Annotated in this window: 15 protein-coding genes; 13 read left to right on the plus strand and 2 right to left on the minus strand. The window is 72.0% G+C overall.

The genetic code is table 11. From position 1 onward, the window contains the following. The first annotated feature begins 3 nt into the window (after positions 1–3). The 12 genes from AIF0345_RS07795 (at position 4) to AIF0345_RS07850 (ending at position 12,603) form a co-directional block, all read left to right on the plus strand. Positions 4–636 (plus strand): hypothetical protein, encoded by a 633-nt coding sequence (locus AIF0345_RS07795; RefSeq protein ID WP_043561935.1) that lies wholly within the window; start codon positions 4–6, stop codon positions 634–636. A gap of 74 nt (positions 637–710) precedes the next feature. Next, positions 711–1,850, plus strand: coding sequence for a PrsW family intramembrane metalloprotease (locus tag AIF0345_RS07800; protein WP_285297908.1), 1,140 nt, complete (start codon positions 711–713; stop codon positions 1,848–1,850). 14 nt (positions 1,851–1,864) lie between these two features. Beyond that, positions 1,865–2,533 (plus strand): NUDIX hydrolase, encoded by a 669-nt coding sequence (locus AIF0345_RS07805; protein ID WP_285297829.1) that lies wholly within the window; start codon positions 1,865–1,867, stop codon positions 2,531–2,533. Between the two features lie 118 nt (positions 2,534–2,651). After that, a complete protein-coding gene (locus AIF0345_RS07810) occupies positions 2,652–3,410 on the plus strand; it encodes a YebC/PmpR family DNA-binding transcriptional regulator (RefSeq protein WP_285297830.1) in 759 nt (252 codons plus the stop codon). 50 nt (positions 3,411–3,460) lie between these two features. Continuing rightward, on the plus strand, positions 3,461–4,081 hold the full coding sequence (gene ruvC, locus AIF0345_RS07815; protein WP_268916807.1) for a crossover junction endodeoxyribonuclease RuvC: 621 nt from the start codon (positions 3,461–3,463) through the stop codon (positions 4,079–4,081). A 103-nt stretch (positions 4,082–4,184) separates the two neighbouring features. After that, positions 4,185–4,805, plus strand: a complete 621-nt coding sequence (ruvA, locus tag AIF0345_RS07820) for a Holliday junction branch migration protein RuvA (protein WP_285297831.1) — start codon at positions 4,185–4,187, stop codon at positions 4,803–4,805. 61 nt (positions 4,806–4,866) lie between these two features. Next, a complete protein-coding gene (gene ruvB / locus AIF0345_RS07825; RefSeq protein ID WP_273166972.1) occupies positions 4,867–5,871 on the plus strand; it encodes a Holliday junction branch migration DNA helicase RuvB in 1,005 nt (334 codons plus the stop codon). A 145-nt stretch (positions 5,872–6,016) separates the two neighbouring features. Beyond that, positions 6,017–6,481, plus strand: coding sequence for a preprotein translocase subunit YajC (locus AIF0345_RS07830; RefSeq protein WP_285297832.1), 465 nt, complete (start codon positions 6,017–6,019; stop codon positions 6,479–6,481). A 61-nt stretch (positions 6,482–6,542) separates the two neighbouring features. After that, positions 6,543–8,537, plus strand: a complete 1,995-nt coding sequence (secD, locus tag AIF0345_RS07835; protein WP_285297833.1) for a protein translocase subunit SecD — start codon at positions 6,543–6,545, stop codon at positions 8,535–8,537. Next, a complete protein-coding gene (secF, locus tag AIF0345_RS07840; protein ID WP_043561917.1) occupies positions 8,534–9,637 on the plus strand; it encodes a protein translocase subunit SecF in 1,104 nt (367 codons plus the stop codon). Before secD ends, secF begins: the two co-directional genes overlap by 4 nt. Further along, positions 9,634–10,188 (plus strand): adenine phosphoribosyltransferase, encoded by a 555-nt coding sequence (locus tag AIF0345_RS07845; protein ID WP_285297834.1) that lies wholly within the window; start codon positions 9,634–9,636, stop codon positions 10,186–10,188. The genes secF and AIF0345_RS07845 overlap by 4 nt, the downstream gene beginning before the upstream one ends. 81 nt (positions 10,189–10,269) lie before the next feature. After that, on the plus strand, positions 10,270–12,603 hold the full coding sequence (locus AIF0345_RS07850; RefSeq protein WP_268916772.1) for a RelA/SpoT family protein: 2,334 nt from the start codon (positions 10,270–10,272) through the stop codon (positions 12,601–12,603). Here the strand turns inward: AIF0345_RS07850 and AIF0345_RS07855 are convergent. Both AIF0345_RS07855 and AIF0345_RS07860 read right to left on the minus strand, forming a co-directional pair. Next, complete coding sequence (locus tag AIF0345_RS07855; RefSeq protein ID WP_285297835.1) at positions 12,591–13,271, minus strand: hypothetical protein; 681 nt, start codon at positions 13,269–13,271, stop codon at positions 12,591–12,593. The two genes, AIF0345_RS07850 and AIF0345_RS07855, sit on opposite strands and share 13 nt — an antisense overlap. A gap of 164 nt (positions 13,272–13,435) precedes the next feature. After that, the gene (locus tag AIF0345_RS07860) at positions 13,436–15,076 is read right to left on the minus strand and encodes a DUF349 domain-containing protein (RefSeq protein WP_285297836.1); all 1,641 of its coding nucleotides are present in this window, start codon (positions 15,074–15,076) and stop codon (positions 13,436–13,438) included. A 320-nt stretch (positions 15,077–15,396) separates the two neighbouring features. On the opposite strand from AIF0345_RS07860, the gene AIF0345_RS07865 reads away from it, so the two are divergent. Next, a complete protein-coding gene (locus AIF0345_RS07865) occupies positions 15,397–16,419 on the plus strand; it encodes a helix-turn-helix domain-containing protein (protein ID WP_268916769.1) in 1,023 nt (340 codons plus the stop codon). Positions 16,420–16,470: the final 51 nt, after the last annotated feature.

A 16,470-nucleotide genomic window follows, 5' to 3' on the forward strand; every position in this document is an offset into this window, starting at 1 on the left:
GCCGTGGCCGATGTCCTGCTGACCGTGCTCGCCTCAGCGCTCGTCCTGCTGGCCCTGGGATGGGGCCTGTACGCCAGGGCGCTGCGGGTGGACCGGCTCCACCGGCAGGTGCTGGGCTCGCGGGCCACCCTGGAGGCCCAGCTCGTCCACCGCGGCCAGGCGGTCATCGACCTCGCGGCCACCGGCGCCCTCGACCCGGCCTCCGCCGCCCTGCTGTCCCGCGCGGCGCACGACGCCCTGGACTGCGAGGGCCCGATCGTCGAGGACGGCCTGGACCCCGATGACCGGGCGGCGTCCGGCCGGCGGAGCCGGGCCCTGGTCGAGTCCGACCTCTCGCGGGTCATCCGGGTGGTGCTCAACGTGCAGGCGCGTGCGGCCCTGGGCGCCCGCCCCCTGGCCGCCGACGCGCTGACGCGCCTGGACAAGGCCTGCTACCGGCTCGTCCTGGCCCGGCGGTTCCACAACACCCACGTGGCCGAGGCGCGGCGCCTGCGCTCCGGCCTCCTCGTGCGCCGCCTGCACCTGGCCGGTCGCGCGCCCATGCCCCAGACCTTCGACATCGACGACGACGCCGCTCCCGTGGCGGGTCCCGTCACCGCCGCAGCAGACGATCCCACGGACGGAGACTCAGCATGAGCATGCCCACGTCCCCCGCCAACGGCTGGTCCCCGCGCGCCGGCTACCGACGCTCGGCCTACCCGGAGGTGGCGCTGAGCGCGGGGAGCAGGCCGCTGTCGGTCGAGTGGACCCCGCAGGTCGCCTCGGCGCGCCGCCGCGGCCGCATCGCCACCATCGTGCTCAGCGCGCTCGGAGGCGTGGGCCTGCTCGCCATGCTCGGTGTCGTCTACCTCTCGGCCATGAAGTCGTCGCAGCTCGCGACCCAGAGGACGTGGGTCGCCGTGGCGCTGGCGCTCGTTCCGCTGCTCATCGTCCTGGGAACGGTCTGGTGGATCGACAGGTGGGAGCCCGAGCCGCCGGGCGTCCTGGTCGCCGCCTTCCTGTGGGGATCGGGCGTGGCCGCGGTGGTCTCGCTGGTGGTCAACACGTCGGCGTCCCTCCTGGTGGCATCCTCCACCGGCAGCCATTCGGGGACGGAGCTCTTCTCCGCGGTCGTCTCGGCGCCCATTGTCGAGGAGTCCACCAAGGCCCTGGGCGTGCTCATCATCTTCCTGATCTGGCGACGCACCTTCAACGGGCCCGTGGACGGCGTCGTCTACGCGTGCGTCGTTGCAGCGGGCTTCGCCTTCGCCGAGAACATCTCGTACTTCGTGAGGTACTGGGACCAGATTGCCGCCACCTTCCTGATGCGCGGCATCCTGTCGCCGTTCGTGCACGTGACCTTCACCGCCTGCACGGGGCTCGCCATCGGTGCGAGCGCGCGCATGCGCTCCTCACTGGCCTGGATCTGGATGACGCCGATCGGCCTGGCGTGCGCGATCGTGCTGCACGCCTTCTGGAACGGGATCGTCAGCCAGGCCTTCATCCTCTACTTCCTCGTCGAGGTGCCCCTGTTCATGGCCTGGGTCGGCGTGGTCGTCTGGCTGCGGTGGAGCGAGCGCATGACCATGCGCGCCCGCCTGTACGACTACCACCGGGCCGGGTGGTACAGCCCCGCCGAGATCACCATGCTCACCACCGGCTCGGGGCGCGCGGCGGCCAGACGGTGGGCCAGGAGCCAGGGGCCGCGGGCGCTCGACGCCATGAGGGGCTTCCTGAAGGCCTCCGCCGCCCTGGCGCAGCTGCGCCAGCAGGCGCTCGACGGGCACGCCGAGGCCGACTTCGCAGCCCAGGAGGCGTCCCTGCTGGAGACGATGTCGTCATCACGGCGCATCTTCACCGGTCAGGCCTGAGCGCCGCCCCGACCATGACCCCGATCCCGGCAGAGGGCCCTGCGCCGGTCCCGGCCGCCGACGGCCGGGACCAGCGCCGCGTCCCGGAGAACTGGCGCGAGCTCATCGACCCCGACGAGTGGGCCCTCAACGACGAGGGCCTGCCGGCCCGCCGCGCCGCCCGCGTCATCGCCCTGCGGGAGGACCCCGCCCCGGCGGTGCTGCTCGCGGTCGGGCACGACTTCGCCGACGCCGGGCGCTCCTGGGCCTTCACGCCCGGAGGCGGCCTCAGGCCGGGCGAGAGCCCGGTGCAGGGGGCGCTGCGCGAGCTGGCCGAGGAGACCGGCATCCGCCTGGGCGCCGCCGCCCTGGAGGGGCCTGTGGTCGAGCGGAGCGCGCACTTCGCCTTCAACCTGGTCACCTGCCGTCAGGAGGAGCTGTTCTACCTCGTCAGGCTCGACGCCGAGGCGGCCGCGCGCGCCGATGCCGCACGCGGCCGGGACGGCCAGATGGACCGCAGCGGGTGGACCCCGCTGGAGCGCGACGTCCTCGACTCGCTGCGCTGGTGGCCCCTCGATGAGCTCGACGCCGCCGTCGGGGCGGGTCTGACCGTCTACCCGCAGGCCCTGCCGGAGCTGGCCCGGCGGCTGCTGCCCGGGTGGGACGGGACGGTGCTCACCATCCGCGAGGAGGGCGATGCCTGAGCGCGGGAGCGGACGGCGTTAGGATGTCCGAGGTTCTGCCGCGGGCCGTGTCGGCCCGCGGCCGCAGCGTGGCGTCCCCGCCCGGGACGCGTACACGGATCGACACCCAGGAGAACACATGTCGGGACACTCCAAGTGGGCCACCACCAAGCACAAGAAGGCCGCCATCGACGCCAAGCGCGGCAAGCTGTTCGCCCGCCTGATCAAGAACATCGAGGTCGCCGCGTGCACCGGCGGCGCCGACCCCGCCGGTAACCCGACGCTCTTCGACGCCATCCAGAAGGCCAGGAAGAACTCCGTGCCCGCCGACAACATCACCCGCGCCGTCAAGCGCGGCAGCGGCGAAGAGGCCGGCGGCGCCGACTGGCAGACCATTATGTACGAGGGCTACGGGCCGGCCGGCGTGGCCTTCCTGGTGGAGTGCCTCACCGACAACCGCAACCGCGCCGCCTCCGACGTCCGCGTCGCCTTCACCCGCACCGGCGGCAGCCTGGCCGACCCCGGGTCCGTGGCCTACAACTTCTCCCGCAAGGGCGTGGTCGAGATCGCCAAGGCCGACGGCGTTGACGAGGACACGATCCTCATGGCCGTCCTGGACGCCGGTGCCGAGGAGGTCCTCGAGGGCCCGGAGTCCTTCGAGGTCATCAGCGACCCCTCCGACCTCGTCGCCGTGCGCAGCGCCGTGACCGAGGCGGGCATGGAGTACGACTCCGCCGAGTCCCAGTTCATCGCCGCCACCAAGGTGGAGGTCGACCTCGAGGGCGCCCGCAGGGTCCTGCGGCTCGTCGACGCCCTGGAGGACCTCGACGACGTCCAGAACGTCTTCACCTCGGTGGACATCCCCGCCGGGGTCGCCGCCCAGCTCGACGACGAGTGAGCCCCGCCGCTCGCCCCGCCTCCGCGCATGCCGCCGTCGCCCAGCAACGGGTGCTCGGGGTGGACCCCGGCCTGACCCGCTGCGGCCTGGGCTGCGTGGACATCGACCCCCGTCGTCGAGCACGGCTCGTGGAGGCGGGGGTCGTGCGCACACCGACCTCGCAGAGCCCCGAGCTGCGCCTGCTCGCGATCGGAGAGGCGATCGAGGACTGGATCGCCCGCCTCGGCCCGACGGCCGTGTCCGTCGAGCGCGTCTTCGCCCAGGACAACCTGCGCTCGGTCATCACGGTCGCCCAGGTCATGGGCGTGGTCATGGTGGCCGGGGCCCGGGCGGGCCTGGAGGTCGCCCAGCACACGCCCAGCGAGGCCAAGGCCGCGGTCACCGGCTCGGGCACCGCCTCCAAGTCGCAGGTCCAGGCGATGGTCCAGCGGATCCTGGGGCTGGCCGAGGCCCCCAGGCCGGCCGACGCCGCCGACGCCGTCGCCCAGGCGATCTGCCACGGCTGGCGCGGGGGAGGCACGGGCGTGGACGGGGCGACCGAGATGGTCTCGGCCGGCGGCTCGGTGCGGGCCTCGGCGCGCACACCCGCCCAGCAGAAGTGGGCGTCCGCGCAGGCCGCCGCCCGGCGCACCGGCGCCGTCGACCCCCGGTACCGGCGGAGACCGACGTGACACGGCGGACTGCGTGCGCACCGGCGCCCGCGGACTGGTCGCCCGCCCACTGCTATCCTGTGAACAGGCGTTCGATCCACCGCTACCCAAGGAGCTCACCCGCATGATCGCCTCACTGCGCGGAACCGTCCTCGAGGTCTCCCTGACCGGGGCGGTCATCGAGGTCGGCGGCGTCGGCATGGCCTTCCAGGCCACGCCCGCCACCCTGGCCGGGCTGCGCACCGGCCAGGAGGGCTCCGTCCACACCGAGCTCGTCGTCCGCGAGGACTCACTGACCCTGTTCGGCTTCGCCGACGCCGACGAGCGCCGCTGCTTCCGCGTGCTGCTGGGGGCCAAGGGCGTGGGCGCCAAGCTGGCCCTGGCCGTGCTCGCGGTCCACACCCCAGACGCCCTGCGCAGGGCCATCGCCGACCGGGACGTCGCCGCGCTCACGCGCGTGCCGGGCCTGGGGCCCAAGGGGGCGCAGCGCGTCATGATCGACGTCGGCGACAAGCTCGGCGCCCCCGCCGGCGAGGAGCCCGCGCCCGCGACTGTCCCGGCGGCCGGCGCGAAGCAGCCGAACCCGGACGTCGTCGGCGCCCTGGTCCAGCTCGGGTGGAACGAGGCGATCGCGGCCCGGGCCGTGGCCGCCGTCGAGCTGGAGCGCTCGGAGCAGGGGGCCGAACCGAGCGTGCCCGAGCTGCTGCGCGCCTCCCTGCGCCGACTGGGAGGCGGCCGTGGCTGAGTCTTCTGAGTCTTCTGCGTCGTCCGGGGCGTCCGCGCCGGGGAAGGGCCCGAACCGGCTCGTGACGGGCGGCGCCGACGACGTCGAGCGCGCCGCCGAGGCGGCCCTGCGCCCCAAGCGCCTGGAGGACTTCGTGGGCCAGCAGGTCGTGCGCGACCAGCTCTCGGTCGTGCTGCGCGCCGCCCTGGCGCGCGGCGACCCTCCCGACCACGTCCTGCTGTCGGGGCCGCCCGGCCTGGGCAAGACGACCCTGGCCATGATCATCGCCGCCGAGGTCGAGGGCTCCCTGCGCCTGACCTCCGGCCCCGCCATCCAGCACGCCGGCGACCTGGCCGCCATCCTGTCATCCCTGGAGAAGGGCGACGTGCTGTTCATCGACGAGATCCACCGCCTGGCCCGCACCGCCGAGGAGATGCTCTACCTGGCCATGGAGGACTACCGGGTCGATATCGTCGTGGGCAAGGGGCCGGGCGCGACATCCATCCCGCTGACACTGCCCGTCTTCACGGTCGTCGGCGCGACCACCCGCGCGGGTCTGCTGCCGGCGCCGCTGCGCGACCGCTTCGGCTTCACCGGCCACCTGGAGTACTACGACCCGGCCGACCTGGTCCGCATCATCCTGCGCTCCGCCGGGCTGCTGGGCGTGGCCATCGAGGACGAGGCGGCCCAGGAGCTGGCCCGCCGCTCGCGCGGCACGCCCCGCATCGCCAACCGCCTGCTGCGCCGCGTCCAGGACTGGGCGGAGGTGCACGGCACGCCCGGGCGCCTGGACCTGCGGGCGGCCCGCGGCGCCCTGAAGGTCTTCGAGGTGGACGCCCTGGGCCTGGACCGCCTGGACCGCTCGGTGCTTCACGCCCTGTGCTCCCGCTTCTCCGGCAACCCGGTGGGCCTGACGACGCTGGCGGTCAGCGTGGGAGAGGAGCCCGAGACCATCGAGACGGTGGCCGAGCCCTTCCTCTTCCGCGAGGGACTGATCGTGCGCACGCCCCGGGGCCGCATGGCCACGCCGGCCGCCTACAAGCACCTGGGCATGAGCGCCCCCGATGCCGGGCTCCTGTTCACCTGAGCCGGGCGCGCCGGTGCCGTATGGCGGAGCCGACCCGTGATCATCGCGGCGGTCACGTCTCACACGCGCAGGTGTCGGCAGGTGGCCTAGACTCTGCACGGTCGTTCCTCTTCGCCAGAGGATCTCTTGAACGGAAGTCGCCTCCATGAATCCACAGATGCTTATCATGCTCGCCGTTATGGTGCTCGCCTTCTGGGGCCTGTCGCGTTTCTCGCGCTCGCAGCAGAAGAAGATGCTCGCCGAGCAGGAGCGCCGCACCAACGAGGCGCTCGTACCCGGGAACTGGGTGCGCACGCGCGCCGGCTTCTACGGCACCGTGGTCGAGGTCAGCGGCGACGTCGTGACTCTTGCCACGCCACTGGGCGATGAGTCCCTGTGGGCCAAGGCCTCGATCGTCGGCGCGGAGGAGCCGCCCTTCGCCACCGATCCCGAGGGCTCCGAGGTCGAGGACGGCGAGGCGCCCGAGGACGGGGCCGGCACCCGGGCCGACGAGGAGGGCGGGGACGGAGCAGCCGACTCAGCTGACGCGGCTGGCTCAGCCGGCTCAACTGGCGCAGCCCCCGCGGCCGACGACGCGGCGGACGCCGACGACGAGCGCTCCCGGGCCTGAGACGTCCAGACACATCTGACTGAGCGGCGCGAGCCGCACCATCTCCTGAGGAAGGGACCGCGTGTCCACCAAGCAGACGAAGCATCCGGGGCGCCGCCTCGTGATGCTGCTTCTCATCATTGTGATCGGCTTCGCCGGCCTCTACGCCGGCGCCGCCACCGGCCGCACGTCCATGACTCCGGGCCTGGCGCTGGACCTGGAGGGCGGGACCCAGATCATTCTGACGCCCACGACGTCGGACGGCTCCGAGATCACCGATGAGGACGTCGACCAGGCCATTGAGATCATCCGGCAGCGCGTGGACGCCTCCGGCGTCGCCGAGGCGCAGATCTCGCGCCAGGGCGGGCAGAACATCGTGGTCTCGCTGCCGGGATCCCCCAGCCAGGACACCCTCGAGCTGGTGCGCACCTCCGCGGTGCTCTACTTCCGCCCGGTCATCCGGATCATCCAGGGCAGTGCGAGCGCGTTCGCCGACAGCTACAACCAGCGGCTCGCCCAGGCCTCCGCCTCATCGGCCCCGACCGACGCGGCCAGCCAGGCTCCCACCGACGCGCCGAGCGACGCGGCGGAGGAGCCGACCGAGGCGGCCAGCGAGGCCCCCGCCGAGGAGGGGGCGAGCCAGGCGCCCACCGATGCCGCCACGCCCAGCGCCCAGCCGACCCCCGTCACCGCCGAGCAGGTGGCCACCCAGGTCGCTGACGTCAACCAAGACGGGACCATTAGCGAGGACCCGCTGCCGGCGACGTCGGAGGACAGCTCCTCGGACTCGTGGATCAGCGAGAAGATGATCTACGACGCCTACATGCTGGACTGCACGGCACCGGACAACCTCACCGGCGAGACGCAGGACCCGACCAAGGCCGTCATCTCCTGCGCCAAGGATGGCACGGGCAGGGCCTACATCCTGGGCCCCGCGGACATCGCGGGCACCAACATCGCCAACGCCGCCTCCGGCCTGGAGACCACCAGCCAGGGCACGACCACCAACAAGTGGGTCGTGTCCCTGGAGTTCAACGACGAGGGCACCGAGGAGTTCGCCGCGGTCTCGGAGCGCCTCATCGCCTACCGGGACAAGGCGTCGGCCACCGGCGGCCAGGCCAACGCGCAGTCCCACGACTCCGAGAAGGCCCAGTTCGCCATCGTGCTGGACGGGCTGACCATTATGGCCTCGGGGTTCAACCCGGACGTCACCACATCCATCACCGACGGCCGGGTCCAGATCACCGGAGGCTTCACCCAGGCGCAGGCCAACACGCTGGCCAACCAGCTGTCCTTCGGGTCCCTGCCGCTGAGCTTCACCGTCCAGTCCGAGCAGCAGATCTCCGCCACCCTGGGAACCGAGCAGCTGCGCAACGGCCTGATCGCCGGGCTCATCGGCTTCGCCCTCATTATCGTCTACCTCGCCTGGCAGTACCGCGGACTGAGCGTGGTCGCGGTCGCCTCCCTCATGATCGCGGCGGCCACCACCTACCTGGCGATCGCGCTGCTGAGCTGGGCGATGGGCTACCGCCTGTCCCTGGCGGGCGTGGCAGGACTCATTATCTCCATCGGCATCACGATGGACTCCTTCATCATCTACTTCGAGCGCGTGCGCGACGAGGTCCGCCACGGCCGCACCCTGGTGGCCGCCGTGGACGAGGGGTGGAAGCACGCCCGCCGGACGATCATCGTCTCCGACACCGTCAACCTGCTGGCCGCCGTCGTGCTGTACTTCCTGGCCGTGGGCGGCGTGCAGGGGTTCGCCTTCACCCTGGGCGTGACCACGGTGGTCGACCTGGCGGTCATCATCCTGTTCACCCACCCGATGATGGTGTGGATCCTGCGCTTCGCGTTCTTCGGCAGGGGCCACCGCCTGTCGGGCCTGGATCCCGAGCACCTCGGGGCGCGCTCGCTGGCCGCCTACGGCAAGGGCCGCCAGGCCGTCATCGACTCCGCCGTCGGCACCCTGGCCCGCCGCAAGGCCGAGGCCCGCAGAAGGGCGAGTGCTGAGAACGACGGGGACGATGATGCCGTCGCCTCGCAGGACGCCACCGGAAAGGACGGTGAGACGAAGTGACCTCCCTCGCCGCGCTGGGCAACGATCTCTACTCGGGCAGGACCTCTCTGCCCTTCATCGCCAGACGACGTCTGTGGTACACCATCGCCGTCCTCGTCGTCGCCGTCTCGGCCGTGCTGGTGGTCAAGCCCGGGCTCAACCCCGGCATCGACTTCAAGGGCGGCTCGGAGATCACGATCACCGGGGTGACCGACCCCTCCGAGAGCCCGGCCAACGACGTCCTGGCCGACAAGGGCCTGTCCTCGGGCTCGAGCGTGACGACCATGGGAGCGTCCTCCGTGCGGGTTCAGGCCAATGAGCTGGACAAGGCCCAGCTCGACGACCTGGCCTCGGCCCTGGCATCCGCTTACGGCGTCGACCCGGCCGGCGTGTCGGCCACCACCATCGGCCCGACCTGGTCCGCGGACGTGACCAACAAGGCGATCCGCGGCCTGGTGCTCTTCTTCCTGCTCGTAGGCGGCCTCATCTGGGCCTACTTCCGCACCTGGAAGATGGCCGTGGCGGCCCTGCTCGCCCTGAGCCACGACATCATCGTCACCGTCGGCGTCTACGCGGCCTCGGGCTTCGAGGTCACCCCTGCCACCATTATCGGCGTGCTGACCATTCTGGGGTACTCCCTGTACGACACGGTCGTCGTCTTCGACAAGATCCGCGAGAACACCTCGCACTACGAGGCGCAGACGCGCTCCACCTACGCCGAGCTGGCCAATCTCGCGGTCAACCAGACCTTCATCCGGTCGATCAACACCTCGGTGGTGGGCGTTCTGCCCGTCGCCTCCCTGCTGGTGGTGGGCGCCTTCATCCTGGGCGCGGGCACCCTGCGGGACATCGCGCTGACCCTGTTCATCGGCATGATCGCGGGGACGCTGTCCTCGATCTTCCTGGCCACGCCGCTGCTGGTCGACCTGCGCAGCCGCGAGAAGGGCGTCGTCGAGCAGGCGGGGCGCGTCGCGGCGGCCCGCGCCGAACGCGTCGCCCAGGCGGACGGCGACGAGGAGGTCCTGGCCGCCCTCGGCGCCGAACCGGTGGCATCCCCCCTCGTCCCGGGCCACCACCTGGGAGTATCCGCGCAGCCCAAGAGGAAGAAGAGGCGCTCATGACGACCCCCTCCACCCTGCCGCCCGAGCTCACCCGGCTCGTTCTGGACAACCTCCGCGAGGTGCCGGACTTCCCTCAGCCCGGGGTCCTGTTCCGCGACATCACCCCGCTGCTGGCCAACGGGCCGGCCTTCGCCGCCTTCATCGAGGGCCTGGCGGACCATTACGCGGACCGGGTCGACGCCGTGGCCGGCCTGGAGTCCCGCGGCTTCATCCTCGCCGCGCCCCTGGCCGTGCGCCTGGGCACCGGCATGATCACCGTCCGCAAGGGGGGCAAGCTGCCCGGACCCGTGATCGGCGTCGACTACGCGCTCGAGTACGGCACCGCCCGCATGGAGGTCCGCCCGGACACGGTAGTGGCCGGCCAGCGCGTCCTGGTCATCGACGACGTCCTGGCCACCGGCGGGACCGCCGCGGCGTCGATCGCGCTGCTCGAGCAGGCCGGCGCCACCGTCGAGGCGATCTGCATGCTCCTGGAGCTCACCGGCCTGGGCGGACGCGAGAAGCTCGCGGGCCGTCCGATCGACTCCGTCGTCACCTTCGCCACCACCTGAGGCCGGGCCCGACCGGCCGCTGAACGACTCGCAAGGTGGAAGCATGTCGGGGCGGGACCGCCTCGTGGCTATGATCCGGTCATGACGGAGACCAAGAGCAGCGAGGCAGGCGGGCAGACCGTCGTCCCGGGGTCGCGCGTCCGCAGCCGTCTGGCCTGGTTCGGCTCGCGGGGGCACTCGACGCCCGCGGCCATCGAGCCCCTCATGCGGGCGCTGCGCGCCAACCACCCCAAGGCCGACACCGGCCTCATTGTGCGCGCCTACGAGGTGGCCGAGAAGGCCCACGCCGGGCAGACGCGCAGGTCCGGCGAGCCGTACATCACCCACCCGGTCGCGGTGGCGACCATCCTGGCCGAGCTCGGCATGACTCCTCAGACCCTGGCCGCCGCCCTGCTCCACGACACCGTGGAGGACACCGACTACTCCCTGGAGCGGCTGCGCGGGGACTTCGGCGACGAGATCGCCCTGCTGGTGGACGGCGTCACCAAGCTCGACAAGCTCCAGTACGGGGACGCCGCCCAGGCCGAGACGGTGCGCAAGATGATCGTCGCCATGTCCAAGGACATCCGCGTCCTGGTCATCAAGCTCGGCGACCGCCTGCACAACGCCCGCACATGGAAGTACGTCCCCGCGGACAACGCCGCCCGCAAGGCCAAGGAGACCCTGGAGATCTACGCCCCGCTCGCGCACAGGCTGGGCATGAACGCCATCAAGTGGGAGCTGGAGGACCGCTCCTTCAAGACGCTCTACCCGGGCGTGTACGACGAGATCGAGCACATGGTCGCCGAGCGGGCCCCCGCCCGCGAGGAGTACCTGCGCCAGGTCCGCCTCCAGATCGAGGAGGACCTGCGCGTCAGCAAGATCAAGGGCGTCGTGACCGGCCGCCCCAAGCACTACTACTCGGTCTACCAGAAGATGATCGTGCGGGGTAAGGAGTTCGACGACATCTACGACCTGGTGGCGGTGCGCGTCATCGTGGACTCCGTCCAGGACTGCTACGCCGTGCTGGGCTCCCTGCACTCGCGGTGGACGCCCATGAGCGGGCGCTTCAAGGACTACATCGCGGTGCCCAAGTTCAACCTCTACCAGTCGCTGCACACCACCGTCGTCGGTCCGGGCGGCAAGCCGGTGGAGATCCAGATCCGCACCCGCGAGATGCACCGCATGGCCGAGTACGGGGTGGCCGCCCACTGGAAGTACAAGGAGGACCCGAACGCCACCGGCCCCAGCCCGCTGGGCGGCGCCCCCGGGGACTCCGACGCGGGGGAGATGGGCTGGCTGCGCCAGCTCGTCGACTGGCAGAAGGAGACGCAGGACCCCACCGAGTTCCTGGACTCGCTGCGCTACGAGATGGCCGGCACCCAGGTCTACGTCTTCACCCCCAAGGGCGACGTCCTGGCCCTGCCCAGCGCCTCCACCCCGGTGGACTTCGCCTACGCCGTGCACACCGAGGTCGGCCACCGCACCGTGGGGGCGCGCGTCAACGGGCGCCTGGTGCCGCTGGACACCAAGCTGGAGAACGGCGACACCGTGGAGGTCTTCACCTCCAAGGCCCAGGGCGCCGGCCCCAGCCGGGACTGGCTGACCTTCGTGGGCTCCACGCGCGCCCGCAACAAGATACGCTCCTGGTTTTCCAAGGAGCGCCGCGAAGAGGCCATCGAGGCGGGCAAGAACGCGATCGCTCGCGCCATGCGCAAGAAGGACCTGCCGATCCAGCGGCTCATGAGCCACGACTCGCTCATGAACGTGGCCCAGACCCTCGACAAGGGCGACATCGACGGCCTGTACGCCGCCGTCGGCGAGGGGCACGTCTCCGCTCAGCACGTGGTCAACACGCTGGTGGCCGCCATGGGCGGGGAGGCCGGCGCGGAGGAGACCCTGGCGGAGGGCGTCCTGCCGACCAAGGCGACCACGGCCCACCACCGCACCCGAACGGCCGACACGGGTGTCATTGTCGACGGCATGGACGAGGGCGACGTCTATGTCAAGCTCGCCCGGTGCTGCACCCCCCTGCCGGGGGACCCGATCATCGGGTTCGTCACCCGCGGCTCGGGCATCTCGGTGCACCGCAGCGACTGCCAGAACGTCGACCAGCTCAAGCACGAGCCCGAGCGCCTGCTGTCAGTGCACTGGGCGGATCACGCCCAGAGCGCCTACCTCGTCCAGCTCGAGGTGGAGGCCCTGGACCGCGGAGGGCTGCTGGCGGACATCACCCGGGTCCTGGCCGACAACCACGTCAACCTCATCAGCGCCACCATAGGCACCTCCCGCGACCGCGTCGTCACCGCCCGCTTCGTCGTCGAGCTGGCCGAGGCGGGGCACCTGGACTACACGCTGTCGTCCCTGCGCCGCATCGACGGCGTCTTCGAGGCGCGTCGGTCCACCTCTGCGGCTGCGCGCCGTCAACAGGCCTGAGCCCCGGCTGCGCGGGGCGCCGTCCCCTGGCGGCACGGCGGGATCACCGCGTCGATAATGCGCCTGGCGCGGGGGCCGCCTCTGCACGCCGCGCCCCGACAGGTCAGCAGGGCGACCTCCAGGCGGTTCCTGGTCAGTCCCGCGTCGCGGGCCCGGATCACCGCCTCGACCGCGCGCACCGGCGGCGCGACCCTGGTCACATCGACCACCGCCCGGGCGAGCGTGGCGCAGGGCACGCCGCCGACGGCCTCGATCTCCGCGGTCGGGATCACCATGCGGGAGTAGGACAGCGTCCGGGTCCGGCCGCGGCGGTCGGGGTGGGCGACCTGGATGGTGGCGGGCGGCTGCCCGCCCAGGTGCACCCATACGGCCGTGTCCCTGATGACGACGCCGCCGTCGGGCATGACGGCGGCCAGGGCGCGGGCGCGCGCGCCGGGGGTGCCCAGCAGGTCGCGCGGTATCGCGAGAGCGCCGACGCGCTCCAGGAGCCGTTCGTCGAGCCCGCGGCAGCGCAGCACCGCCAGCTCCCGGGGCCCCAGCGGGCCCAGCGCGGGCTCGAAGCCGCGCGGCTGAAGGCGGGCGAGTATGGTGCGCGCGCTCACATCGCGCGAGGAGCCCGGGGGACGGAGCGCACGGGAAGCGGAGGGTACGGGCATGACCTCAGACATGACCCCATGGTGGCGCGGCCCGTCCGCTGAGCACCAGGGCGGTGCGTACCTGTGGAAAAGTCCGCGGGTCGGCGCAGCCGGGGACTCCCTGAGACCACCGGAGCCCGGTGGCCTCAGGGAGTCGATACGTGCGGCGGCCTCGAGGAGGCCGGCCGGGGCCCGTGTCAGGCGCGGGCGGAGCGGCGCACCTGCTCCAACCAGGCTCGCCGTGCGGTGAGCGCCGCCTCGGCCTCGGCGATCTTCTTCGCGTCGCCGGCGGCCGTGGCCGCCGCCAGGTCCTTCTCCAGCGCGGCGATCGAGCTCTCGAGCTGGCCGGCCAGGCCCTCGGCGCGCGCCTTGGTCTCCGGGTCGGTGCGGCGCCACTCGGCGTTCTCCGCCTCGCGGATGGCGTCCTCGACGGCGCGCATGCGGCCCTCGATGCGGCGCAGGGCGGAGCGCGGGACGCGGCCCGCCTCCTCCCAGGCGTCCTGGATGGGGCGCAGCGCCCTCCTGGCGGCCTTGACGTTCTTGACCGGCAGGAGCGCCTCGGCCTTGGCGACCAGCGCCTCCTTGACCTTGAGGTTCTCGGCGTACTCGGCGTCGGTGGCCGCGTCCTTGGCCCGGCGGGCGTCGAAGAACACCTGCTGGGCCGCGCGGAACCGGGCCCACAGGGCGTCGTCCTCCTTGCGGGAGGCGCGGCCCGCCTTCTTCCACTCCTCCATCAGGCCCCGGTACTTGGCGGAGGTCCCCGCCCAGTCCGTCGAGCCGGACAGCTCCTCGGCGCGCTTGATGAGCGCCTCCTTGGCGGCCTTGACCTTCGCCTGCTTGGCGTCGAGCTCGCTGAAGAACTGACGGCGGTGGCGGTCGAAGGCGGTGCGGGCGTGGCTGAAGCGCTTCCACAGGCCGTCCTCGGTGGGGCGGTCCAGGCGCGGACCGCGGCGCTGGGCCTCCTTCCACTTCTCCAGCAGCTCGCGCAGCTCGGCGCCCGAGCTCTTCCACTGGGTGCGGGCGGGGTCCTGGGCGCTGATCGCCTCGGCGCGCTCGACGATCGCGGTGCGGTCCTTCAGGGCCTGCTCCTTGGCGGCGGCGCGCTCGGCCGCAACCGCCGCCCGGCGCTCGGCGGCGACGGACTTCAGGGCGGTGAAGCGGGCGCGCAGGCCGTCCAGGTCGCCGACGGCGGCGGGCTCGGCCAGGGACTGCTCGATCGACTTTAGGGTCGAGTCGATCTCGCGGACGCTGAGCTGCGGCAGGCGAGTGGCGAACAGGTCGACCGTGGCCTTGAGGTCCAGGAAGCGGCGCACATAGAAGGCCATGGCCTCGGCAATGGGCGCGTCGGGGAACTGCCCGACCTCGCGCTCGGTCCCGTTGTCCTGGACGTAGACCCTGCCCTCGCCGTCGACACGCCCCCACTTGGCGGCATCCATGGCCTCCTGGGGGTCGATCGCCGAATCGGAGGCCGGGTTCTTGGCGGGCGCATCCCGACCGTCCTTCTGCTTCGGATCGGGATCGCCCTGCGAGCCCGAGGGCTGTGGAACGTGCTTCGCGGTCTCGGCGGGGGGCTGGGGCTGGGCGGACTCGTCAGGCTCGGTGGCCTCGACCGGCGCTGCCGGCTCGGGCCCGGCATTGTCAGCACCATCAGCACCGTCAGCGCTGTCGGCATTGTCAGCACCGGCGGCGTCGGCGGCACTGTCAGTGCCGCCGACGGCGGCCGACTCGTCCGAGGACGGCTCGGCCTCGGCGGTGGTGGCGGCGATGGCGGAGGAGGTCCCCTCCGCGGACGTGGTGGTAGGATCCAGGGCGGTGTCGGGCTGCGTGTTCTCGGTCACGTGTGCTCCTTCATGAATTGACGGGGTGGATCCGGAGGAGCCTCCGGCCATTTCCGTTCGCGCCCGGCGGTGCCGGGAGTGTCCTGCTGCGGGATGACAGCAATGGCCACCACTCTACGTGCTCAAGGCGTTACGCGGGACCACACCAGCCCTGCCGGCGACCGGATCCGTGGGCGCCGGCGCGGGTGGGGCGCCTCGGCGGGCCGGAGGATGACGACCGTCTTCTGCGCGCATCGGGGACGGCAAAGGGCGTTACGGTGGATCAGTGGGAGACGGGTTAATCGGCCGTCGCCCCGCCCGATAGCGTCCGAGGAGTGACAATGAGCCGTACGAACAATCGGGATGCCGACCGTCCGCGGCATGAGCCCACGGACCCGGATATCGCCGAGGCCATGCGCGACCGGCGGATCGAGCTCGGTCTGACCGTGCAGGAGATCGCTGAGCGGGCCGGCGTATCGGAGCAGACCTGGCGCAACTACGAACGCGGACGCACCCAGGCGCGCGGTGACAAGCAGCTCGGGGTGTGGGAGGCCCTGGACTGGGAGCCGCCCCGGCACTGGGCCCCCGTCACCGTGCTCGAGAACGCTCTCGGCATCCTGGCCGACGGGCAGGGCGGGGGCCCGCAGAGCGCCATGAGCCCCTTCGACTACCCGTGGGCGGACGGATCCGAGCCGCGGTCGGCCGAGGCCGCCCTTGAAGGGTTGGGACTGCCCGACTGGGACGAGATCCCCGACGCCCTCGACTCCTACTCCTTGCTCGTGGAGCGCACGCTCGGAGAGGACGCCGCCCGCTGCTACGCCCTGGGCGCTCACCTGTACGACCGGCTCTTGAGCGAGGACCTCGAGGCCCTGACCGAGATGCCCCGCGGCACCCACGTCGGCGAGCTCGACATCTCCCACATCAGCGGGACGCTGCCCGCTCTGTGGATGACGCGCTACGACTACGAGTTCCTCTTCCAGCTCAGGGGCCTGGGGCAGGTCACCACCCACCGGCTGGTCGAGGAGATCGTCGCTCCCGATGAGCCCCTGGTGCGCACTCTCGCCGAGGCGGTGGTCGTCCACGACATCTTCACCCTGGGCGGAATGACCGCGTCCTCGCTGGGCAAGGAGTTCGACGACGAGGAGTGGGAGGGGTGGGTCAACGAGCTCAGCGGCCCGCACGAGCCGGCGCACCTGCTCCTGAGCACCATCCTCGTGCCGCCGCCGGACGCCGCGATCCACATCGACCACTGGTTCGATCCTCTCACCGACCCCTTCATACCGCGCTGGAACATCGCGGGCACCGCCACCGCCGAGGAGGGGACGGGCGCTCGGGCGACGGTGACCCGGCTGCACCGCGACTGACCCGCGGGCCGCCTGGCCGAGACCCCCCGCATCACTGCGTCTACAATTGGA

This window comes from Actinomyces israelii (assembly GCF_030253495.1).
Classification (GTDB): Bacteria; Actinomycetota; Actinomycetes; order Actinomycetales; family Actinomycetaceae; genus Actinomyces; species Actinomyces israelii.

Bases quoted from the DNA above. Each gene is read 5' to 3' on its own strand.
- AIF0345_RS07805 (WP_285297829.1), top strand. From the start codon at position 1,865: ATGACCCCGATCCCGGCAGAGGGCCCTGCGCCGGTCCCGGCCGCCGAC.
- AIF0345_RS07865 (WP_268916769.1), top strand. From the start codon at position 15,397: ATGAGCCGTACGAACAATCGGGATGCCGACCGTCCGCGGCATGAGCCC.
- AIF0345_RS07855 (WP_285297835.1), bottom strand. From the start codon at position 13,271: ATGTCTGAGGTCATGCCCGTACCCTCCGCTTCCCGTGCGCTCCGTCCC.
- AIF0345_RS07850 (WP_268916772.1), top strand. From the start codon at position 10,270: ATGACGGAGACCAAGAGCAGCGAGGCAGGCGGGCAGACCGTCGTCCCG.
- AIF0345_RS07810 (WP_285297830.1), top strand. From the start codon at position 2,652: ATGTCGGGACACTCCAAGTGGGCCACCACCAAGCACAAGAAGGCCGCC.
- ruvA (WP_285297831.1), top strand. From the start codon at position 4,185: ATGATCGCCTCACTGCGCGGAACCGTCCTCGAGGTCTCCCTGACCGGG.
- AIF0345_RS07845 (WP_285297834.1), top strand. From the start codon at position 9,634: ATGACGACCCCCTCCACCCTGCCGCCCGAGCTCACCCGGCTCGTTCTG.
- AIF0345_RS07830 (WP_285297832.1), top strand. From the start codon at position 6,017: ATGAATCCACAGATGCTTATCATGCTCGCCGTTATGGTGCTCGCCTTC.